The sequence below is a fragment of the Lactobacillus sp. PV037 genome (assembly GCF_014522345.1).
Classification (GTDB): Bacteria; Bacillota; Bacilli; order Lactobacillales; family Lactobacillaceae; genus Lactobacillus.
The window spans coordinates 622,749-646,202 of record NZ_CP041987.1 but is presented as its reverse complement, the minus strand read 5'-3'; the positions used below and the strand labels follow the sequence as shown (position 1 = coordinate 646,202).

Annotated in this window: 19 protein-coding genes; 6 read left to right on the top strand and 13 right to left on the bottom strand. The window is 31.9% G+C overall.

The window, feature by feature from the left end; all coding sequences use genetic code 11:
* Positions 1-7: 7 nt before the first annotated feature.
* From FP435_RS03580 to FP435_RS03555, 6 genes are all read right to left on the bottom strand, one after another.
* Positions 8-643: a DnaD domain protein gene (locus FP435_RS03580; RefSeq protein WP_265484483.1), complete on the bottom strand. Its 636-nt coding sequence runs from the start codon at positions 641-643 to the stop codon at positions 8-10.
* Between the two features lie 56 nt (positions 644-699).
* Entirely contained in the window at positions 700-1,998 is a 1,299-nt protein-coding gene (gene asnS, locus FP435_RS03575; RefSeq protein ID WP_265484482.1) for an asparagine--tRNA ligase, read from the bottom strand.
* Between the two features lie 81 nt (positions 1,999-2,079).
* Complete coding sequence (locus FP435_RS03570) at positions 2,080-2,574, bottom strand: hypothetical protein (RefSeq protein WP_265484481.1); 495 nt, start codon at positions 2,572-2,574, stop codon at positions 2,080-2,082.
* Entirely contained in the window at positions 2,558-5,377 is a 2,820-nt protein-coding gene (locus FP435_RS03565; protein WP_265484480.1) for a helicase C-terminal domain-containing protein, read from the bottom strand. Before FP435_RS03565 ends, FP435_RS03570 begins: the two co-directional genes overlap by 17 nt.
* Before the next feature lie 25 nt (positions 5,378-5,402).
* Positions 5,403-8,936 (bottom strand): helicase-exonuclease AddAB subunit AddA, encoded by a 3,534-nt coding sequence (addA, locus tag FP435_RS03560; protein ID WP_265484479.1) that lies wholly within the window; start codon positions 8,934-8,936, stop codon positions 5,403-5,405.
* Positions 8,926-12,423 (bottom strand): PD-(D/E)XK nuclease family protein, encoded by a 3,498-nt coding sequence (locus FP435_RS03555; RefSeq protein WP_265484478.1) that lies wholly within the window; start codon positions 12,421-12,423, stop codon positions 8,926-8,928. The genes addA and FP435_RS03555 overlap by 11 nt, the downstream gene beginning before the upstream one ends.
* A 108-nt stretch (positions 12,424-12,531) precedes the next feature.
* Between FP435_RS03555 and mvk the strand changes: the two genes are divergently transcribed.
* From mvk to fni, 4 genes are read left to right on the top strand one after another with little or no spacing between them, the layout of a single operon-like run.
* Positions 12,532-13,449 (top strand): mevalonate kinase, encoded by a 918-nt coding sequence (mvk, locus tag FP435_RS03550; RefSeq protein WP_265484477.1) that lies wholly within the window; start codon positions 12,532-12,534, stop codon positions 13,447-13,449.
* A 2-nt stretch (positions 13,450-13,451) separates the two neighbouring features.
* Entirely contained in the window at positions 13,452-14,423 is a 972-nt protein-coding gene (mvaD, locus tag FP435_RS03545) for a diphosphomevalonate decarboxylase (protein WP_265484476.1), read from the top strand.
* Between the two features lie 29 nt (positions 14,424-14,452).
* Positions 14,453-15,526: a phosphomevalonate kinase gene (locus FP435_RS03540; protein ID WP_265484475.1), complete on the top strand. Its 1,074-nt coding sequence runs from the start codon at positions 14,453-14,455 to the stop codon at positions 15,524-15,526.
* 10 nt (positions 15,527-15,536) lie between these two features.
* On the top strand, positions 15,537-16,565 hold the full coding sequence (gene fni / locus FP435_RS03535; protein ID WP_265484474.1) for a type 2 isopentenyl-diphosphate Delta-isomerase: 1,029 nt from the start codon (positions 15,537-15,539) through the stop codon (positions 16,563-16,565).
* A gap of 25 nt (positions 16,566-16,590) precedes the next feature.
* On the opposite strand, the gene FP435_RS03530 is transcribed toward fni, so the two are convergent.
* From FP435_RS03530 to FP435_RS03520, 3 genes are read right to left on the bottom strand one after another with little or no spacing between them, the layout of a single operon-like run.
* Positions 16,591-17,985 carry an RsmB/NOP family class I SAM-dependent RNA methyltransferase gene (locus FP435_RS03530; RefSeq protein WP_265484473.1) on the bottom strand — a complete coding sequence of 465 codons (1,395 nt, stop codon included), beginning with the start codon at positions 17,983-17,985 and terminating at the stop codon, positions 16,591-16,593.
* Positions 17,960-18,949 (bottom strand): hypothetical protein, encoded by a 990-nt coding sequence (locus FP435_RS03525; protein WP_265484472.1) that lies wholly within the window; start codon positions 18,947-18,949, stop codon positions 17,960-17,962. Before FP435_RS03525 ends, FP435_RS03530 begins: the two co-directional genes overlap by 26 nt.
* A gap of 2 nt (positions 18,950-18,951) precedes the next feature.
* Positions 18,952-19,698: an SAM-dependent methyltransferase gene (locus FP435_RS03520; protein WP_265484471.1), complete on the bottom strand. Its 747-nt coding sequence runs from the start codon at positions 19,696-19,698 to the stop codon at positions 18,952-18,954.
* A gap of 86 nt (positions 19,699-19,784) precedes the next feature.
* On the opposite strand from FP435_RS03520, the gene lepB reads away from it, so the two are divergent.
* Positions 19,785-20,369, top strand: a complete 585-nt coding sequence (gene lepB, locus FP435_RS03515) for a signal peptidase I (protein WP_265484470.1) — start codon at positions 19,785-19,787, stop codon at positions 20,367-20,369.
* A gap of 18 nt (positions 20,370-20,387) precedes the next feature.
* Positions 20,388-20,570, top strand: coding sequence for an LBP_cg2779 family protein (locus tag FP435_RS03510; protein WP_265484469.1), 183 nt, complete (start codon positions 20,388-20,390; stop codon positions 20,568-20,570).
* Between the two features lie 254 nt (positions 20,571-20,824).
* Here FP435_RS03510 and FP435_RS03505 read toward each other — a convergent pair whose 3' ends face one another.
* Genes FP435_RS03505 through FP435_RS03490 form a run of 4 tightly spaced genes read right to left on the bottom strand, consistent with a single transcriptional unit; the run spans position 20,825 to position 23,379 of the window.
* Positions 20,825-21,472, bottom strand: coding sequence for a uracil-DNA glycosylase (locus FP435_RS03505; RefSeq protein WP_265484468.1), 648 nt, complete (start codon positions 21,470-21,472; stop codon positions 20,825-20,827).
* Between the two features lie 9 nt (positions 21,473-21,481).
* A complete protein-coding gene (locus FP435_RS03500) occupies positions 21,482-22,315 on the bottom strand; it encodes a hypothetical protein (RefSeq protein ID WP_265484467.1) in 834 nt (277 codons plus the stop codon).
* 1 nt (position 22,316) lies between these two features.
* Positions 22,317-23,027, bottom strand: coding sequence for an ABC transporter ATP-binding protein (locus FP435_RS03495; protein ID WP_265484466.1), 711 nt, complete (start codon positions 23,025-23,027; stop codon positions 22,317-22,319).
* Positions 23,014-23,379, bottom strand: a complete 366-nt coding sequence (locus tag FP435_RS03490) for a GntR family transcriptional regulator (protein WP_265484465.1) — start codon at positions 23,377-23,379, stop codon at positions 23,014-23,016. Before FP435_RS03490 ends, FP435_RS03495 begins: the two co-directional genes overlap by 14 nt.
* Positions 23,380-23,454: the final 75 nt, after the last annotated feature.

The following is a 23,454-nucleotide window of genomic DNA, read 5'->3' as shown; positions in this document are numbered from 1 at the left end:
CCTTCATTTAAAATTTTGTTCTTTGTAAAAATCCCTTAACTTGTTCTGGTGTCTTTAAGTTGTGTTGTTGCCAATTTAATAGAATTCGATCAACATATTTAAAATTATATACTTGAGCTAAAACAGCTTCACGTAAAGCCATCTTTATTATTTCATTATCATAATGATCAATATTTATCCAAGCAGCTACTTCTTGACGTTCAATTGGACTTAACAACCTTCCAAACTCTACTTCAAATTGATGGACTAAAACTTGAATTGGATCTTCTTGAACTTCCTTAATTTCTAAATTCTCAGTGGCCACTTCCTGATGATCTTTAAGGTAATTGTCTAATTTTGTATATAATGGCGAAAGGTCATAATAGCTTGTAATCTTACCATTCTCATCCTTCTTTTGTCGCAAAGCAATCACTTTATCATCAATAAGTTCTTGAATTACTTCCCCAACTTGTATTGGACTAAGTGTCATTTCTTGAGCTAGTAATTCATTGCTAGGAAATAAATTATTCTTTTGATAGTATGCTTCCAATTTTAATAAGACCAGTAGAGATAATTCACTTAAATTTAAATGAATATAATTTTTTAACAGTACATTAGGAATACTCAAAAAACCATCTGTGCGGTAGTTGTTAAAAGATACCATATTTCCCCTCCTTTAAAAAAGAGCTGAACAATGCGTTCAGCTCTTTTTAATCTGATTTATGGACGTAAGCGATTGATCATTCTTGGGAATGGAACAGCTTCACGAATATGATCTAACTTACAAATCCAGCCGAGATATCTTTCAAATCCAATACCAAAGCCAGAGTGAGGAACAGAACCATATTTACGTAAATCAAGGTACCATTCATAATCTTTTTCGTTTAATCCTGCTTCTTTAATTTGTGCCTTTAAAGTTTCATAGTCACTTTCACGTTCACTACCACCGATAATTTCTCCATAACCTTCTGGAGCAAGAACATCAGCACATAAATATTCTTTTGGATTATCTGGGTTCTTCTTCATATAGAATGGTTTGATAGAAGTTGGGTAATTTAAAATGAAAACTGGACGATCAAATTGCTCAGAAATATAAGCTTCATCTGGTGCACCAAAGTCGTCTCCCCACTTAAAGTCACGTCCTGCATCTTGAAGCATCTTAACAGCTTCATCATAACTTAATCGAGGGAAATTACCTTCAGTAGTTGGTCTTAACTTTTCAGGATCTCTTCCTAAAAGGCGTAATTCATATTCACAGTTATCTAAAATACGCTTAGTTACGAAAGCCAATAATCTTTCTTGAATATCTAAAGATTCATCTTGACTCATCCAAGCCATTTCTGGCTCCATCATCCAAAACTCAGTCAAGTGACGACGTGTTTTAGATTCTTCAGCTCTAAAAGTTGGCCCAAAAGTAAATACCTTACCGAAGGCAGCTGCTCCAACTTCTCCATATAATTGACCTGATTGTGAAAGGTAAGCATCAGTATTGAAATAGTCAATATGGAATAATTCAGTAGTTCCTTCTGGAGCTGATTGCATTAAAATAGGTGCATCAAATTTTATAAATCCTTCTTGTTCGAAGAAATCTACAATTGCCTTGAAAGCTTGATTTCTAATTTGCATGATAGCAAAAGGTCTCTTAGATCTTAGCCATAAATGACGGTGATCTAACAAGAAATCAATCCCATGTTCTTTATTACCAATTGGATAGCCTTCATTATTAGTTACAATCTCTAAATCAGAAATTTTTATTTCATAACCAAAGTGAGATCTTTCATCTTTATTAATTGTTCCAGTAATGTACATGCTTGCTTCTGGGTGTAAACTCTTTGCAGCATTAAATACTTCTTCTGGAACATCCTTTTTTAAAAGAACTCCTTGGAAAAAGGCAGTACCATCACGTAATTGTAAAAACATGATTTTACCACTTGAACGCTTGTCTGTAAGCCATACATGCATCTTGACTTCTTCGCCAACATGCTTTGAGGCATCTTTAATTGAAATTAATTCTGTCATTCGTTACCAACCTTTATTGAATAAACTTAACTTAATTATACTAAAAAAATTATTAACGTTAAGATGCTAAGAGAATCTAATTTATAAATTATCAATATAAGAAAGTTTTTCTCCAGACTTAAAACTATAAATTACATAGAGATAATTTCCATTATCTTTCTTATAAGTGATTTCCCAAACTGGGGTATCCTTATACCACCCCAATTCCACTTGAGGATTTTTGTAATTAGGATACTGCGTATTAAATAATTTTAATACTTTTTGCTCACTAATACCATCTTTTGAATTATAAAGATACGATTTTTTACTTTTTGGAAGATATATAAAGTAATATTTTTTTCCTTTTTTATCTGTTCCTAGTAAGCTATTACTTTCTGTATCCCTACTTAAATGGTATGTCTCTTCAACTTTAGTAATTGGTGTTTTCTTAAGGGCAATCTTTTCGACTGCTTTTTCTCCTTGTGCTCGTGAATTAGTACCGACTAAAAAAATAACCACACAAATACCATAGATTATGATTAAAGTGGCAATAATCCCACCTAAAATTTTTAAACCTCTTTTAACTGTTTGATTCATGTTTAAATCTCTCTGCAAGTAATTTTCTTAATTCTTTTCTTGAAACTTTTTTAGCTCCAACTGGTAAACTCTTTAAAAAATTTTTACCATAATTTTTGTGCCAAAATCTTTGATCTAAAATTACAAAACTACCATAGTCTTTTTCATTTCTGATTAATCTTCCCACTCCCTGACGGAAACGAATAATAGCTCGTGGAAGAGTATCTAATTCAAAGAAATGGCTCCCAACTTGTTGTTTCAGTCGTTCATCTCTTAATTTAATTTCTGGTTGATCTGGAGATTCAAATGGTAGGCGTGTAGCTACCACAAGATCTACACCACTATCTTTAAAGTCCATCCCTTCCCAAAAACTATTTGCTCCTAAAAGAATTGATTTTTTGGCAATCCCAAATCTTTTAGCTAGACGCTCATTAGAGCCGGTAATTCCTTGGGCTAAAATTTCATAGTCTTTCAATTCTGGCGCATTATTTATTTTAGCAAAAACTTCTTTAATAGTTGAGAGATTAGTAAATAAGACTAACACATGATTTTGTTTTTTAATATCATTAATCAAAAAATCTGTAATAAAGTCTGTATATTCTTCTTCATTAGGATCTTGCGGAGCCTTTTCATCATCCAAAGCTAAAACCTGAAGGTGCTTTTCTACTGGATATGATGGCTTTGCACTGTAAAGTAAAGTCTTACTTGGATCTAACTCTAATTCTTTCAAAGAATAATTATAATTACCCTGTTGAGTTAAAGTAGCAGAAATAAATAATTTCTTTTTAAAATTTTGATATAGTTGCAATAATTCAGCTTGCGGATCTAAAGTTAACCATTGTAAATTCGTTGATAAAGGATCTTCAATATTTGTAATTTGTAAAACAAATCCCTTTTCGCCAAATTTACTTTGATCAGTTAATTGATCACTCAAGAGAAAGGTTTGCTGAGAATAATAATCTATCTTATCAATTTCCTCTTGTAACTCAATAATTAAACTATCAATAATTTGTTGGTTACTTGCAGAATTGCGGTATAAGATCGACTCAACGTTATTTACATCCCGACGAACCAGTTCAATTTTTCCCTGCAAAAAATTAAGCTTTTCCTTGAAGTTAGCTATATTTGGAAATAAAGCATAGCCTTGAATTCCTAAATTAACTCGTTCTTGATTCCCATATTCCTTTGTAAGAGCCTTGTCTTTTTGTGCATATAATTCTCTTTGAATATTATTAATAGCATGAATCAAATCATCGATTTCTTTCTCAAGTTTCTCTAAGTAAAAAGTTACTTGTTTATTTTGAGAAAATTCGTTTTTAACACTCTTATCTGCAAATAAGAGTAAATTTTTTAAATGATTTGCTACACCCCAAAAACTTTCAAATTGAAGAGAATCATTACGAGAATTAGCGACATTATCAGCAAAACGATGCGCTTCATCTACAACTAAATATGGATTTTGTCCCCAAATTGAATCTAGATAGTGGTTGGCAAGATAAGCATGATTTGTAACTAAAATATCTGCTTTTTCTTGCTTATCCCGGGCTAAGTTCCAAAAATCATATTCAGAAAACGTAGTACCTATTCTTGCATCCCCTGGATGGCGAATCATTTCAAATAAAGGATCTTTAAAATTAGTTAATTGTAATTCGTCTAGGTCTCCTGTCTTTGTTTCCGTCAGCCAGATGATAATTTTCATTTGTAAAATTAAGGTTTGAAGAGGCCAGTTTTTTTGTAATAAAGAGGCGTAAAAATTATCTAAATCTATATAGTGTGAACTTGCTTTTACCTCTTGCGCCGAGAGATCTAAGCCAGTTATCTTTAATAATTGCGGGATTTCCTGATTCATTATTTGTTCTTGTAGAACTTTAGTGGGAGTCGCAATAACTAACTTTCGTCCTGAATATAGTTCATAAGCATAGGCCATTAAAAAACTTAGTGTTTTTCCACTCCCATTAGGAGCTTCAACAACCATGTTTTCTTCTTTAGAAGAACTTAAAAAATTGTGGATTCTATTAATCAGGCTAACCTGTCCTCTTCGAAAACGTACAATATTTTTAAAAAGAGCTTTCTTTTCATCATCGCTTTCTGGAAATGTAGTCTGTTTTGTAGAAACTTCCTTACCAACTTGTTCAGTTTGTCTTCTCAAAACAAGATTTTTTACTTGAACTAAATCTTTAGGGAGTTTTCTTTTCTGTAACCGTCTTTCTTTCGTAATTTCAGCGAAAACATCTGCAGTATTTTTTACCAATCCTTTGGATAAAGAAGTTAAAGTATTTAATGTGGATTGAGGAAGAGACTCAAGTTTTTCAATTATTTGAAGCAGCAGTTGTCCTGTAACGTAAGCATCTGAATCAGCCTGATGAGGATTTAAGTGTTCAATATGTAGCCGATCAGTTAAATCTTTCAGTTTATAAGATGGAAATGTAGGAAAAGCAATTTGTGCTAATTCTACAGTGTCGATTGCTTTGAGATTTAAAGGTTTTAAACCTGCATTCTCTAATTCGTAATTTAAAAAAGGAAGGTCAAAGTTAACGTTGTGTGCTACAAAAATGGTATCTTTTAAAATTTCTCGTATTTTACTTGCATAGTGAGAAAACTCTGGTGCGTGCTTAACTTCTTCATTGCTGATTCCTGTCAAATTTTCCACTGACAAAGGAATTTCTTTGTTGGGATTTATTAAAAAAGAATATTTTTTTACAATTTTACGATTTTTGATAATCACACAACCAAATTGGATAATTTTATCTCCCTGCTTTTTTTGTGTACCTGTTGTTTCCAAGTCAACTACTGCAAACGTATCTTTTGAAAATGCTTGGCTCATAAAATATCCTCCCTTGTTTATACTCTTAGTCTAATTTTACTAACTTCTTTGCGTCAAGTAAAACAAGAAATTTTGACTTAACTTTAACATCCTCAATCTCATTTAAAGCAGCTTCATATAGACGGAGCTGACCACTATATTTTTGTTTTATCTTCTCAATTGCAGTTTCAAGATTATTTTTATCAATGTAGTCTGTCTTGTAGTCAAATAAGACAATACCATCCGTATCCTTATAATATCCATCAATAGTCCCATGAACTAAAATTTCTGCAGTAGGATCAGAAAAGTTATCAAAAATCTTCGTTCCTTTGACTAAGCTTGAAAAAGATTGTTCACGATATAACTTAGTTGTATTTTTCCAAAAGTTTGCAGAAAACTCACTAGTTACGAACCACTTAATAGCCTCCTTATCGATGTGTGGTATCATATCAGGATTAAGCTTCCTCAAGTTAACTAGCATTTCAATTTCTTGATCTAAATTTTCTGCAGTAGGAGCATTTGTATAATCGTAATATTGCAAAATTAAGTGTGTTGCTGTTCCAATCTCTACCCCACTAAATTTTTGGGTTGGTAAAAAGCTTGGTACTGGATCGATTGGTTGTAAATATCGATTTGAAGATTTAATGAGATGGGCATTTTTTAATTCTGGATCTATCTTATCATTAAAAGCATCCTTAATTTCCGAAACGGCTTGGTAAGCGGTTGTTTGCGTAGCATCTTTGAATGGGTATTTAAAATTATATAGTTCTTCTACTTTTTTCTTAAGAGTTTCAGGAATTTTTTCTTGAATATCGTTTTTTGAAATTGAACTTATTTGTTTATTTTCCTGGTCTTTATAAGTTAAGTAAACTAGCTGATTACTGTATTCTATATCATGATTGATTTCAGAAATTTCTTGGGGAGTTCCAAGAGAGTCCTTAAGAACATCATCCATAAAACTCAGATAAGAACTATTATTCTTAGCATTTGTTTTTTGACCTACTAAGATTAGTTTTTGACGTGCTCTTGTTAAGGCAACATATAGAATTCTGGCTTCTTCCTCTAAATCGAGTTTTTTCTTTTCTTCTTTAATTGCAGACATTAAGAGAGATTGCACATAAAAATCTTCTGTTTTAATCTTTAACCCTATCCCTAATTCTGGAGAAATCATATATTTCTTTTTGCTATCTTGAAGAGAAAACGGCTGCTCTAGTCCTTCAACAAATACAATCGGAAATTCTAATCCTTTAGATGCATGGATTGTCATTAATTGAATTGAATCGTTAGCACGATCACTTAGTAATGGCTGAGCGAGATCACGGTCATTTTTACGCATTTTTTCAATAAAGTTTATAAATTGATATAGTCCTTTAAAACCTGCACTTTCATACGAACTTGCGCGTTCATATAAGGTTTGCAAATTGACTCGTCTTTGCTGCCCGTTGGGAAGAGAAGTAACAATTTCTAATAAGTGCGTCTCTTCATAAATACTCCAGATAAGCTCTGAAATTCGATGATTAGTGGTGAAGTTTCTAAAAAATTCTAATTGTGCTAAAAACTTCTTAACTCTCTTGCCTAATTCATTATTAGTACTGGCATAATTAGCAACAGCTTCAAAGAAATCAGCCGAATTTTTTGATTTAATTCGAATTTGCGCAAGTTCTGGTTCAGTAAAGTTAAAAATTGGAGATCGTAGAACTGATACTAAAGGTATATCTTGATGAGGGTTATCAATAATGCGTAAATAGTTCATGATCATTACTAATTCAAAAGTTTGAAAGTAATTTTCTGCGTCTGTGATAAACAAAGGTAAATTAGCTTTAGCAAATTCCTGCATAATTTCTAAATTGTGACCCTTTGTACGCGTCAAAATTGCAATGTCTGAATAACGTATTAAACGAGTTCTTTTTTCTTTTTCATCCCAAACTTCAAATTTTTCTTCAATAAGATGATTAATTCGATTAATTATTCCTCTAAATTGATGACTTTTTTCTGTTTCACCATCTACATAAATATATTCACTCGCACTTGGAATATCTTCATTTTCGTCAAAATCAGCTGCATGTTGCAATTGAGCTTCTTTTTTATAATTAATCCCACCAAATTCTTCAGTCATTATTGAATTAAAAAAATTATTAACTGTATTAACTACGTTTGAGCTAGAACGATAGTTTTTTGAGAGAATTATTCTTTTGTGATCTTTATTTTCTGATTTAAACTCATTATATTTTTCTAAAAAGAGTTTAGGTTGAGCCTGTCTAAAGCCATAAATGGATTGCTTAACATCTCCTACCATAAACACCGCATTTTTTCCTGGCTTCTTTAAGGCTTGAATGATACTTTCTTGTAAATAATTAATATCCTGATATTCGTCAACTAGAATTTCTTCAAATTTATTTTGATAAAACTCTTGTGCTAAATCGGAGTTGGAATCGTTGCTAGTCAAAATTTCATAAGCAAATTGTTCCATATCTTGATAATCAAGAAGTTTTTGTTCTCGCTTAAAACTAGCATATTTTTCAATAAATTCTTTTTCTACCTGCGCAATTATTCTATTAAGTTTGTAGTTAGCATTGAGATAGCTGAGTTGCTTTTTTTCTTCTTCAATGAAATATGTAGCATAAAATTGTTTTAATTGCTCTTCTGTTTCCTTTTTGTAAAGTTTAAAGTCTTCATAAGTTGGGCTGTCTTTAATTACTTTTGATTCAAGAGTTAAAGTGGAAAATTGAGAGCGTAAATCATCATAGGCTGAATTGTTATTCAGATTAGTTAAAAAAGTTTCTGTTGCTTGGATAAATTTATTTAAATTTGTAATGTTGAAGGCATATTTTTCAAGGATTTTTTTGTCGGTTTCGGTGGTTTGTTCTGTTTGCAAGCGATTTGTAAAATCGCTTGCTTTGTTTTTTATTTTGTCTACTTTTTGTAAAAGTAACACTTTTATGCTTTTATTCCAAAAATTTAAATTTGTAATGCTTTTTGCTTCTTGGTCACCAACTTTTTGTAAAAAATTCAAATAATTTGGCTGCGTCATTACAATATTGTATAAATCATGGATTAAATTTTGTGCTTCCTCTGCATTACTATCACCCGCAAAATTATCATAAAACTTTAAAAACTCCTCATCTTCATTTTGAAAATGCTGCTCTTCTACTTCCTTTAAAGCCCGCTCTTTTAGCAGCATCCCTTGCACCTCATCAGTCAAGATACTAAAACTTGGATCTAGCCCAATTACATAGTAGAATCTCTTAATTACATCTAAACAAAATGAGTCAATAGTTGAAATGTTAGCAACATCAACTTTAAGCAATTGCTCTTTTAAAAAATAATTTTTGGGATCCTCATTTACTGCGCGAGAAAGGCGAGCCTTTATTTTCTCTTTCATTTCACTAGCTGCTGCCTTAGTGAAAGTAATAATTAATAAATCCGTAATTGGGACATGGTTAAAAATCTTTTGTATTACCCTTTCTACTAAGACCGCCGTCTTCCCCGACCCAGCTGAAGCCGAAACTAAAATATCCTTACCATTAGTTTTAATTGCTTCTTCTTGTTCTAAAGAAAAACTTATTTTTTTACTCGTCATTATCTTTCTTCCCTAATTTTTTATCAATCTCATCTATTAACTGTGAACTATCTTTTATTGTTGGCAAATCATGGTATTCATTTTCTGGCAACATTGGATCAAAGAAAAAGATATCTTTATAATCTGAATACTTAAGTGCCGAATTTTTTCCATCCCTGAACGGATTCAAGGTAATTTTTCCGCTTAGTATTTTCTGAGCAGCTTGTTTAATCAAAAAGTCATTATACTCAAGCAGCTTATCTAGCTGATTAGGGGAAAAGATTACTGTTTTCCCCTTTCTTTTACTAAAAGTTTGATCTTTGTTTAACTGAACACCATTGTAAAAATCAGATTTTCTACTTTCTGCCAAAGTTGGCTCAATTTCCTTTAACAAAGATAAATCTTTTACCAAAATTCCTCTATACTGAACTTGTTTGCGGTTTTCGGCCTTTAAATCTTTTACTTTAAATCCTTTTTGAATGTTAGTTTTCTTATTTATTAACTCTCTTTTATTCGCAATAGTTTGATAAAAAGCACCCATAATTTTTAAAGGCTTATCACCATCAGCAAAATAGCCCGCATTTTTCTTTAAAACGTCTAGATATGACATCATTTGTAATGAAATTCCAGAAAAGAATTTGTTCATTTCAAAATTCTTTTCAGACGACTTATAATCAATCAATTGTGCTATCGTTTGGTCATCAATTTGAGCTAGATCTATGCGATCAATTTTTCCTCGGAGTCCTACCTGATGCATTTTCCCCTTAAAATCTGGTACTTCAAATTTTAATCCCTTAACTTTTTGTGAACTTCCGAAACTTAATTCTGAATACTGAGGCCTAAAAAGAGTTTGATTTAAATGATTATGCCAAAAATTAGCTACATAGTTAGTAGTGGAGTCCAATCGTTTAAATAAATACTGATTAAATGGATCATTTAAAAGTTGACGATATTGGCCCTTTTTTTGTAACTCTAATTGAATTTCTCTTAGAATCTCATTTAGTTGTTCTATGCTAATACCTGCTAAATCTAAATGATGAGCTTTTAAATATTTAACCAAATTATCAAAAGTTTCATGATAGTAGTTTCCTGCTTGGATAACATCCAATTCATTCTCAACTCTTTTATGAAGTCTTAACCCATAATTCAAAAAATATTCAAATGAGTTTTTGTAATATGTTTCCAACTGAGAAATTGAGGTTTCAATTGTTTGACCATATAGCTCTTGTGCCAACTCTTCACTTAAATCTTCTGGAACATTCTTAAATTCACTGGACAAGATTAAATGTTGGGCTAACTCGGGTTCTTTCGGACTAGTCAATTCCACTAATGCCTGTGCATAGGAAAAATTATTATTCTTCATATAAGTTAAATAACCCAAACTAGCTTTAGGATTTGTAACAAATGAAAGAACTTCTTCCTGATTTACAGGTAAGTCACGCTGTCTTTTTTCTGGCTGCTCTGTTAATCTACAAAGTTCCTTATAGTACAAAGAAGGTTGCATTTTTTCATTTGAAGCATTCAAAATGGGGTAAGAAAAATATATCTTATCTGAAGCTAGACTTAGTACATTACCAAATTGATAATTTTGATCTAAATTATTGACTTTATAAGAATCTTCTAACTGATTTTCACTTTCAGTAATTGTATTATTAATTTCTTCAATATTTTCACTACTTAAAAAACCAGGGGTAGTTTGTAACTGTGGCAAATTAGTACTAGTTGCTCCCAAAATAAAGACTTGTTTATATTTTGGAATCTGCACCATCCCTAATTCGGAAATATTCACAGCATCTAATGTTGAAGGAATTTGAGAAAAACTTGCCTCTCCAAACCCACTAATTAATAAATCAAAAAATGAGTCAAGATCGTATTCTTTTGCAATTAATAGGTAGTCCTTAATTAAAGTTTGTAATGTCGACCAAACTTGCTCAGGTTCCTGCGCTAATTGTAAATCACCAGTATCAATAGCTTGTTTACGCCACTGCTCAAATCTTTCCGGAACATGATTTTCAACTAAAAAGTTCCAAAATTTATTTATTCCTTCTTCTACCTCTGTTACCTGCTTTAATTGCTCGATGATGGTTTTGATGGTTTTCAGTAAATAAGTTCTTAACTTATCTAAAGTTTGGACCTTCTCTTGAGCATTATCCAATTTAATGACATTAGCATCTACAAAATCTGTCAGGGGTCTTTCCCAAAGAGAAAAGTTTATTCCATGAGCTAAGACAAAATTTTCTAGATCATCTAGGTCTTCTTGATACTGTTGTTCAGTTTGATACCAATCTGGAAGAAATAACTTTGTTTTAGCAAAGGCTAAGATATTTGTAGTAGAAAAATTACCCTTGGCTATTTTTCTTAAACTTTCAATGACTACCACTAGTGGATGATATTTCATTTGTTTCTGTAAGTCATTGAAGAAAGGAATTTTATTTTGGCGCATAATTGGGGCTAAATAAGTTTCGTATTCACTAAGATTTGGTGCTAAAACTAAAAAATCACGATAACGATAATTATGTAAGGCAACTTGTTGATAAATTGTTCGTGCAACAAAATAAGCCTCTGCATATCGTGAATCCGCCTTTATAAAATAGGTAAAATCTTTAAATTCATTACTATCTTTAAACGGAGGAAGCTCTTGCACCCACAGACCATTTAACTTTTCAGCTTTTGAGATTTTATTCTTACTTAGGAAAGCTTCTTCTTTAACCTCTAATCCCTGCTGGAACCAACTTGCTTTTAATTGCTTAATAGTTTTTTGCACAATGTAATCGTAATCTCCTACTTGAGAAGTTTTCTTTATCGTGCCATCCTTTGTTTTAAAAGCAAAAGTTATATTATTAGCTTTAGTAGAAATTAACTGGACATTTTTCAATTCTTGAGATGTAAAATGCGAAAAATCTACAAAGAAGAAATTCATTTCTTTTAAGTTCTTTGCCTTCATCAAAAACTTGTTTAATAAATTTTCTACTTCATCTTTTGTAGCAAATTTATCAGAGAGTCTAGCACTGAAAGCATGATAAATTAGTTTTAAATCATGAATTTTTCTTTTAGTTTCTTCATCACCAAGCCCATCTTCATCAATTTCTTCCAAATCTAAATTTCCTTGTTTAATTGAAAGCATTGCTTCATAGACTTGTTTTAATGAGCCATTATTAACTTCTGAATCTTTAAAGATCAATAAATTATCTTTATTTTCCTCGACAATTTGTTTCAAAAGCATGACACTTCCAGCATCATCCAAAATCTCTGGAAAATTAATTTTTTCATTTTTTAAAAAGAACCATGCCAAGCGGGAAAATGAGAGTACCTGCAAATTTTTTACGCTTGATTTTTTATACCTAGAATTTAGAGTGCTTAAAACATCTATTTCTGTGGTAAACTTTATATGATTTGGTACGATAATAAAAGTTAACTTATCTTCGTCATCTCTATAACATTCAATTGCACGTCGAATAATTTCTTCTTGTAGATTATCAGTTTGACGTCCAGTTAGTAAATTAATCAATTTACGGCCTCCTCAGAGCTAGTTAGTCAATTTCTTGCTTTATGCGAACACGTATTCTAATTATACAAAAAAGATAATTCAGAGAAAAGAGGATAAAACGAGAAAATAATGAATAAAACTACTATTACAAGTCATGGAAAAGTAATTCTCATTGGTGAACATTCTGTTGTTTACGGTAAAAATGCCTTTGCAATGCCAATTAAAGCTTTGCAGATCAAGACGACTATTGAACCTCTTGCTGTAGGTAATAGTCAAATGATCACAAAAAACTATCACGGCGATTTTCTTAGTGCACCAGCTACTTATGATGGTCTTAAATATATTTATAAAACTTTAACTTCTCGCTTATCTTCTCCTCCCACTTTAAAGATAACCTATGAAGGAGAAATTCCAATAGAACGTGGTTTAGGATCAAGTGCAGTAGTTGCGTTAGGCACTACGAAAGCTTTAAATGAATTTTTAAACCTTAATCTTTCTAAAAAAGAAATTATGAAAATTGCCAATCATGCAGAAATGATTAATCACGGAAAAGCTTCAGGTTTAGACACAGCTACGGTTAACTCTGATTATTTGGTAAGTTTTAGTAAAGCAACTGGTCCCACAGCTCTTAAAAGTCATCTAGGAGCAAGTCTATTAATTATGGATAGCGGTCAGCTTGGCAATACTCGTCAAGCTGTTGAATTAGTTCGAAAGCAACTTGAAACTACTCAAGATGGTAAAAAACGCATTAACCAACTTGGCTCATTAGCCAATGATTTTAAAAAAGCATGGCTTAGCAAGGATATTTTTAAAATTGGTGATATCTTTAACCAAGCCCAAACAATTTTAGCTTCTTTCCATCTTTCCACTTCTAAAATTGATCAGATCATTGAAGTAGCTAATGCAAATGGTGCTTTAGGAACAAAAATTTCAGGTGGTGGTTTAGGGGGTATTGTCATCGCCCTTTGTCCTACGAAAGAAATAGCTCAGCAAATTATAGGAAAAGTAAAAAGTAACATCGTTAATTATTGGATAGAGGAAATTTAATAATGAATAAAAAAACAGCACGTGCCCATACTAATATTGCGTTAATTAAATACTGGGGTAAAGCCAATCCTGATTTAAAGCTTCCTTTAATGTCCAGTCTATCTATGACACTAGATGCTTTTTATACTGACACAACTTTTGAACATAGTCCTGAAATAACGGAGAATAGCTTCTATTTAAACGGCCAAAAACAAGATTTAAGCAGTAGTAAACGTGTCTTTGAATATATTAAACGCCTCCAGAAAATGTATGGTTTCAATGACCACTTTAAAATATCTTCGATTAACCATGTCCCCACTGCTGCTGGCCTTGCCTCTTCTGCATCTGCATTTGCAGCCTTAGCTGCTAGTTTTGCAAGTAGTTATCAACTTGATTTAGATAAAAAATATCTCTCTAAACTTGCTCGCTTAGGATCAGGTTCAGCAACACGCTCTGTTTATGGTGGTTTTGTCATTTGGGAAAAGGGAAATTCTCATGATACTTCTTTTGCTACTTCCCTTATTGAAAAGCCAGCTTGGGATTTACAGATGTTAGCAGTTGAAGTAAATACCCAACCTAAAGAAATTTCTTCTTCTACAGGGATGAAATTAGCTCAATCTTCTCCCTTTTACCAAAATTGGCTTGCTCGTAATCAAGAAGAGATTGATTTAATGAAAAAGGCTATTGATAACAAAGATTTCACTCAATTAGGAGAACTAAGTGAATTATCAGCTAACGAAATGCACTCCTTAAATTTAACTTCCCAGCCTAGTTTTACTTATTTTTCTCCTCAAACAATTGCTCTAATCAATTTAGTTCATAAATTACGTCAGCAGGGTATCGAATGTTATTATACGATTGATGCTGGCCCGAACGTTAAGATTCTTACAAAACATAATTATACTGAAAAGATTGTTAACTCTGTTCAGGAACTGTTTCCTAATGTTAAAATAGTTACTGCAGGTTTTGGTCCAGGAGTGACCATTTTAAACTAATATTATTGAATAGATTAGAGGAAATTCTTTTGATAACTGAAAAAGCACCTGGAAAGTTATATATTGCTGGCGAATATGCAGTTTTAGAACAAAACTGTCCAGCTATTTTAGTAGCACTTAATGAATTTGTAACTGTTTCAATTGAAAAATCGACTGGATCTTCAGGATTAATTCATTCCAAGCAATATTCTCAAGACTCCCTTCATTGGGTTCGCCAAGGTAATCAAATGGTTATTGATAATCGTGATAATCCTTTCGAATATATTTTATCGGCTATTAAATTTACGGAACAATTTTGCTTAGAGCAAAAAATTTCAATGTCACTATACGATTTACATGTTAATTCTGACCTAGATTCTCCAGATGGTAAAAAATTTGGTTTAGGATCTTCAGCTGCAGTTACTGTTGCAACTGTCAAAGCTATTTTGAAATTTTATGGTTTAAATTGTAGCAAAGATCTTATTTTTAAACTTTCAGCTATTTCTCACTACAGCGTTCAAGGAAATGGTTCAGCAGGTGACATTGCAGCCAGTGTTTATGGTGGCTGGTTAGCATACCAAACTTTTGACAAAAAATGGCTAAAAAAAGAACTCAAAGCTAAAAGTTTAAGTGCTGTTTTAAATGAAGCATGGCCTGGATTAAAAGTACAACTTTTAACTCCTCCAGATGATCTCGAATTAGTTATTGGCTGGAGTCAAAAGCCAGCATCTACTTCTCAACTTGTTGATAAGACAAATGCTAAAAAAGCCCACATTCGTCATCAATATGAAGATTTTCTTCAAAATTCTCGCGAGTGTGTTCTAAAAATGATTGAAGGGTTTGAAAAGGGCGATATTTCAATTATTAAAGATCAAATTCGAATTAATCGCACCCTTTTAAAAGAATTTGCGGCTCTCAATCATATTGCAATTGAAATTCCACGCCTCAGCAACTTAATTGAAGTTGCTGAACAGTTTGGTGGTGCCGCTAAAACCTCTGGTGCTGGAAATGGTGATTGTGGTATCGTAATCGCTGACACCAATACAAATATTGAACAAATGAAAGTCCTATGGAAAGAAAATGGTATTTTACCATTAAATTTTTTAGTTCATTCCATTAATTAAAGAGGTTCTTATGTCGCAACACTCCCAACGAAAAGATGATCACTTAAAATTAGCAAAAATGCTCTTTTTTTCTTCTCATAACGAACTTAATCAAGTCCACCTTATGCGACCTGTTTTACCAGAAATAGCCCTTTCCGACATTTCACTTACTATTAAGCTTTTTAACAAAATAGTTAGTGCTCCTTTTTTTATTAATGCAATGACTGGTGGATCAGCTAACGCAGAAGTTGTTAATCGACGTTTGGCTCAAGCAGCTGCTAAAGAAAATATTGCGATGTCATTAGGATCAGCTAGTATATTAGAAAAAGAACCTAAGCAGCTAAATAGTTTTTTAGTTGCTCGACAAGAAAATCCTCATGGTTTTTTATTTGCTAATGTCAACCCTAATACTTCTCCAAAAACAGCCGCTAAGATTGTCAAAATCCTCTCTGCCGACGCTCTTCAAATCCATTTAAATGTCTTACAGGAAATTGTAATGCCCGAAGGAGATCGAAACTTCCACTGGTTAGATAACCTGAAGAAAATTCAAGATAGCGTAGAAGTTCCTGTCATCTTAAAAGAAGTTGGCAATGGAATAAGTAAAAAGAGTTTAGCTTTTTTGAAAAGTAACGGCTTTGAATATATTGATATTGGTGGAAGTGGTGGAACTGATTTTGCCACTATTGAAAATAATCGTCGTGAAAAAAATAAGCTAAATTTTATCGATGATTTAAATCTATCTACTGCCAAATGTCTGCTTGGAGCTCAAGAAAATCCACCTGAAATTTTAATTTCTTCAGGAGGAATCACTACTTCAATGGATATTTTTAAGTCCTTGATTCTAGGAGCAGACTTTGTTGGAATTGCTAACTTATTTCTACAACATGCGGATTCTACAACTAATCTTATTCAGTTAATTCAACAATTAAAATCAGAATTAACTACTTTATTTGCTATTTTTGGCATAAGTGATTTTTCGTCTCTCTCTAACATTGACTACTACTTAGATTCAGCTTTATTTAACTATTTTAAACAAATTAATACCAAAAAAGTTGACTAACTCTTTTAGAGTTAATCAACTTTTTTCATTTACGAAGTCCTTTAGGATAAAAGTTTTTTAAGATATTGTCTCCACCTACTTTACCAAAACTAAAAATATTTCCTTGGTAGCTTACTAAGACAAATCCTCTTAATTGATTATCAGTTAACTTGATACTTTCACCATGAACAAACTTTTTAAATTCTTCTTCATTTAATTTTATTTCTTCCGTTTGTGGCTTTTGGCCCAATACTTCAGCTAATGCATGTGAAGGTTCAAAACGATTCTTTTTTAATAAGCCTAACTCGACCCCATTATTTAAAACATGTAATCCTTTTAATAAAACTGGATTTAAGGCTGGAAAAACCACATGATCATTTCTCTTAATAGTCTTCTTCTCCCAGTTTTCCATTTCTGTGGGTAAGTTAAATTTATCAAGAACTTTTTTAATTAGTTCAACTTCTTTTTTATCAATTTTTTCAAAGCTACTCTTTATTTTTTCCTTTTTTCGCTTCTTTTTCTTTTCCTTCTCTTCTTTGGGTAATTCTCCTGGTTTTTGCAATAAACTCACAAACTGGCCTTCTCCAATTCCATTTTGAAACCACATTCTAACGGTATTTTTTAAATTTTCTTGCTCATCTCCCCATTCGGGCTGACCTGCACTCATCCCTGGATAGTGTTTAAGTGGTAAGATCTTAAAATCATAATTTTCTACTAGCCAACTTACTATCTCTTCATCTTCTTCTGGCGCATAAGTACAAGTTGAATATACCAACATCCCACCTGGCTTTAGCATTTCTACAGCAGAGTTTAAAATTTCTTTTTGCCGACTTTGACAAGTTAAAACATATTCTTGTGACCAATATTTAATTGCATCTGGCTCTTTACGAAACATCCCTTCCCCAGAACAAGGAGCATCAACAACAATTTTATCAAAGAAATTTTTAAAATTATCTACTAAGCGAGCTGGATTTTCATTAGTTATCACACTATTTACAGCTCCCCATCTTTCTAAATTTTCCCGTAAAATTTTAGCTCTAGCAGTAGATATTTCATTAGCTACTAATGTTCCTTTACCTTGAAGCTTTTCTACTAGCGCTGTTGACTTTCCTCCAGGAGCTGCACATAAATCTAATACAACTTCTCCTGGTTTGATTTGTGCTGCTTCTGCTGGATACATGGCAGAAGGGTCTTGCGAATATACTTTTCCTGCTAACCACTCACTATCTTTTCCTGAAGCTGTCCCATAATATCCATTCTCAGTAAAAGGTACTCGACTATCTAGCGGATAAGCTACATCTTTAAAGCCATTCTTTAAACTGTTTAATCTAAATCCCTTTGTCTTATCTTCAGCTTCAATTGCTTTAAAAAACTTAGCTGCTTCTTTTTCTCCCAGCAACTTATTATATTTTTCTTTAAACTCGGTCGGTATTTTTTGCATGATTTTTATCCTTTCGCTGGTTAAAAAGTAAACTTAAACCATAAGTGGCACATTCTAATAAGTAAATAATGAAATATAATCCCAGTAAAGATTGCTTATTTAAGAAGAAGCATAAAGCTTGAATTGCTAAATAAGTAAAACCGATTAAAATTAAGTTTTCCATTACAAATCTAAAAATATTATTTTTAACTAAGAACTGAATAATATCTCTTTTAACCAGTAATCTTCTATTTTGGTTACTGTCAATCATTCCCCAAATCCAAGAACTACATAAAATAACTACTACACATAATAAAGTGAAGATGAATTTTTTAGTTGGATTAATTCCGTGCTGACGGTTATAAGTTGTTGCATAGTCTACCACTTTGTGGGAGGCCTTTAACTGTTTAGCTAAAGTAGTAGCTTGTTTATTACTTAAACCATCTACAGATATGATATAATTTTTTAGTTTCTCATTGGCAGTTGGTAAATTAACTCCAGTGATTAGGTAGTATCCCTTTGCTTTTGCTGAATTTTTAAATTGGCCAATTACACTAATATACTGATTGTCTAGTTTTAAATAGGGATGATTTTGATAAGTAATAACATTATTTTTTGCAGCCTCTCCCACTACTGCTAAGGGTACTTGATTGGTAAAATCACTCTTTGAAAAATAACGATCACTACTTTTTTCTAGAGGTAAACTTGAAGGAGTATAATTAGCCCAAATTAAAACTCTATCAGTATCATATTTCGACTTTAGATGAACCTGTATTTGATTATTAGGATACTTATTTAAATCCGTAATTAATTCTTTAATAGTTTTATTATTACTTACCTTATAAACATTATACTTGGGTGACAAACCATTATTATTCAAAATGCGGTCTGCTTGTTGGGACTGTTGGAGTGATAAACTTAATCCAATTCCAACTAAAGCCAGCAAATTTATCACCAAGAGAAAAACTTTTTTTATATTTATCATTTTTACCTTATTCCATAAAACCTTTCATCTATAAAATCAAAACTTTGAAATACTTGATTGATCTTCTTTATTTTCTTTTTATCAATTAATTTTGCTTCTTGCCAAAATAGCGGCGTATTTGTTGCGCCATCCTTTTCGCCAATAAAAAGTAATTTTGTCCTCAAATCGCAATATTTACGATAACTTTGAAGTAATTTATAATCTTCACTACCAAAATTAGGCGCCCAAGCACATAAAATTATATCTACATCGGAATACTTTTTCACTGCTTGCTCAGCGGTTAGTTTTTCTACTGGATAAAATCGATTACTACCAGTTTGAGAGGTTTTCGCCCATTCTAGTGAATCAGTTGCTTTTGTCTTAATACCCACCTTATTTAAAGCTAATGACCAATAACCATTACCAGCCATTACCTCTAAAGCTGTTTTAGCACTAAACTCTTCTTTTACCATTTCTGCAGCTGCTAAATTAGGTAACGACCAGATACCATACTTTCTTGATAAATAGCTTCTAAAATTAGTTAATAATTTATTTAAGACATTTATGTCTTGAACTTCACTTAAAGTTAATCCTTCACTGATTTCCTCAAACTCATCTGGGAAAATTTCTAATCTTGCAGGCATTGTGGATATTACATCTTTTTTACTAATTTTATCGATAATTTTTTCTACTTCTACTACTCGTTTATGAACAAGCTCTGAATTAATTGATTTATCTAGTGTAATTAATTTATTTACTAAATTTTCCATTTTATTTATCCTTTACAATAGATTTTAACATTCAAAAACATAAAAAACAGTTATAATAGAATAGTAAAGATAAAGGAGTTAGATTTATGGCAAAGGATAATAAAAAAACCTCTCAAAAAGAAGAATCTTGGGGGAAATCACTACTTGAAATTGTAGTAATGGTTTTAATTTTCATGGGAATCTACTTTATTATTTTTAGATTCTTTCTTTCCAATGAAACTGTCTCAGGGCCGTCAATGCAGCCGACATTTGAAAGTGGCGACCGAATTATTGCAGTTCGACATACTAAGTTGCAAAGAGGAGATATTGTAATCTTAAAGGCCCCTGATGAGCCAGGTGCTCTTTATATTAAGAGAATTATCGGCTTACCTGGTGATACAGTGGAATCAAAAAATGATGTCATGTATATCAACGGGAAACCAATCAAGCAACCTTATTTAACCCAATATGAAAAGAAATTACCTAAGGGACAACTTTACACTAATAATTTTTCTTTACAACAACTTTTTGGAGTTAAGCGAGTTCCTAAAAACTCCTACTTTGTAATGGGTGATCACCGGAATGTCTCAAAAGATTCCCGACTGATTGGTTTTATTAAAAAGAGTGCAATTATTGGAGAAGTTAAGTTAAGATATTACCCACTTAACCAAATCAAGTACTTTAGTAATTAGTTTAGAAAGGACTTTACAATGAATACAAATGATTTAATGGACGCAATTATTGATTACGAAGTTAAAAATGGAATTAATGATACCGCATTAGCATTTGGAAGTCACTTATCTGTTGAAAAAATCCACGCAATGAAATCTGGTCAAGATAATTTTACTAATGAAGAAGTGGAGCAAGTTTTGAGTTACATTCAAACTCACTAATATCAACATTTTTCGATGAATTACTAGATAATTTCTTGTATGCCAAATGTGTACCAAATAATTATAAAATAACTGCTTAATATTTTCATCCCCTGTTAATTTAGAGGGTGAAAAGATATTAAGCAGTTTTTTGCCTTAATTAACTAACAAGCTGTTTTCATCTTAGTAACAAATTATCCAGTTTTTATCAGCTTATCCCATTATAAAACTCCCAGTTTGGATTCTGATTCTTTATCCAATCTGGGAGTTATTTTTTATTTACTATCTTTTAAATAATGTCCAATTTTTAACCAATCTTGTTCAATCGTCTCTTGTAGTTTACGTCGATATAAAACGGCTGCAGGATGGTACTCAAGAAAAATCGTGTACTTATCTTTTGACCATTCATATCCATCTTCCTTTTGATTTAATTGTAAGATTGCTTGATTTTCTAAAACTTTGCCATGATCTGTCGAAATTTTGTATTCTGATCCTAATAATCGTTCAACTGCAGTTGAGCCCATTGCTACGATGATCTTTGGCTTTACTTGCTCTACCTCATAATCAAATAAGGGCGCATGAGCTAAAATCTCTTTCTTCGTCGGCTTACGATTAGGATACTTAACTATTTTTGTATTAAGCTTTTTATCAAATACTTTCTTTTTACTATAAGGTCTACTTCTTACAACCGAAGTTATGTAAACATCTTCCCTTTTTAATTTTAACAAAGCAAGTGACTTCATCAATTCTTTCCCCGAGTTGCCATTAAAAGGAATATTGGTTTTAATCTCATTACGTCCTGGTGCTTCCCCCACTAACATTAATACAGGGTTCACAGGACCAGCACCTTCATTTATACCTTCTAGCTGCATCCCTTGACTTCGTTGCCTTACCTTTTCTAATAATTTTTCTGGATATTTCATATTATTAGACTATTTTCCTTCGTAATAATTTTTTAAAAGCCAAATATTGATTAAACTAAATATTACCACAAAAATTCCCACAGATACATTAAATACGCCAAAGCTTTCTAAACTACCACTCATTAGTGAGAGAGCAATAGATAGATTATTATAAAGTTTTTCAATAAAGTTGAGTGAGCTAATTAATAAAACAATAAATAAAACAGTTAATACGATAAAACGGTACAAACGATTAAATTTTTCCGGTAAAAAATCTACAATTACTCTGGAACTGAGATTAAGCAGTGTTACCCCAGTGTAAAAAATTAGGATAATTAGTAATAAAGCTATCAAAAAAGATAACACAAGTGAAATAAACTCTAATCCTCCATCTTTAAGTCCATTTCCGATTTCCCTTAAAGTCACAGGATTAAATAGCCCATCTTTTTTATTACTAAATAGAATTCCTAATCCTCTTCTTACATCTTTATTAAAAAGTAAAGGTAAAGATGTGAGAATTACACCTACAATCTGCAAAAGCCCTAAGTAAATCCCACCAATAATATCACTCAATAAGTTTCCTAGATATAATTTGGTTGAACTTACCGGTACTAATCTCCAGGTAGTTGACCCATAAACTTGTTCATTTTTCCAAGCTGAAATTACTAAGTACAACATATCAACTATTGGTGCTAATATACTAAAAATTTGTACCAAGACAGTTAAATTATGAAAGGCTTCTGTTTTTAAATATCCAAAAATGCTCAAAAGTACAGTTGCAACTACTTGGAGCAAAATTAATGTTTTTACACTTCGCCAACGTATTGACAGAAGTTCTCTAAATAAAGCACTAAATTTTGTCATTTTATTCTTCATCCTCATAAAAGCTAGTATAGTATTCCTCGATTGTTTTACCTTGCTGCCTAATATCCTCTGCTGAAATTTGTGCTGCTATTTGATGATCCTTGATAATGACCACTTCATCCAATAGATTTCTAATTTCATTTACAAAATGATCAGAAATTATTAAGGTACTATCCTCGTCTTTCCAAAGTAAAATAGAATTAATTATTTTCTTTCTCGTCATTGGATCAATTCCCGAAAATGGCTCATCTAATAGATAAAGTTTTGCATGGCGACTTAAAGTTAGTGCAATACTCAGCTTTTCTTGCATCCCTTTTGAAAGTTGCCCTAATTTCATTTCATCATTTAACTTCATGAACTTTTTTAATTCTTCAAATTGTTCTTGATCAAAATCCGAAAATAATCTTTCATAAAATTCTTTTATCCACTTAATACTCGTACCATTTCCAAGTCCACTTAAAGAATCCGACATTGATACAAGGGCTTTTCTATTTTCTGACTTTGTCTCACATTCTACTTGAATTTGACCTTTGTAATTATTAGCTAAACCAGCTATTAGGCGCATCAAGGTTGTTTTGCCTGCACCATTTTCTCCCAAGAGTGCAACAATCTTTCCACTAGTAATATTTAAATCTATCTTACTCAAAATTGTTTTTAGATTTTTATGGTAAGTTAAGTTTTCAATTTGTAGCATTTCTTTATTTTTCATCATTTTTAATGTAATTTCTCAAAACTTCTTCTGCTTCTTGCTTATCTAAGCCTAACTGGCGACAGCTTTCCAAAAATTCTTTTATTGTATCTTTCACTAGCTCCATACGCTTTTTTTCAATTAACCTCTTGTCGGTTGTCACAAAAGACCCGAGTCCTCTTTTAACTTCTAAAATACCTTCACGATTCATTTCAGCCAAAGCACGCTGCACCGTATTTACATTTACGGTCAATTCAACTGCTAACTGCCGTACTGAAGGAATCTTCTCACCTGCCTTGATATTTCCCAAGGCTATTTGACGGTACAAGTATTTTTCAATTTGTAAATAAATTGGTACATTATCTTGGAATTCCATTATCTCTCCTTTTAAGTGTAATATTAAACTATTACACTGATATATTAACAAAAGTCAAAATATTAAACAACCCAC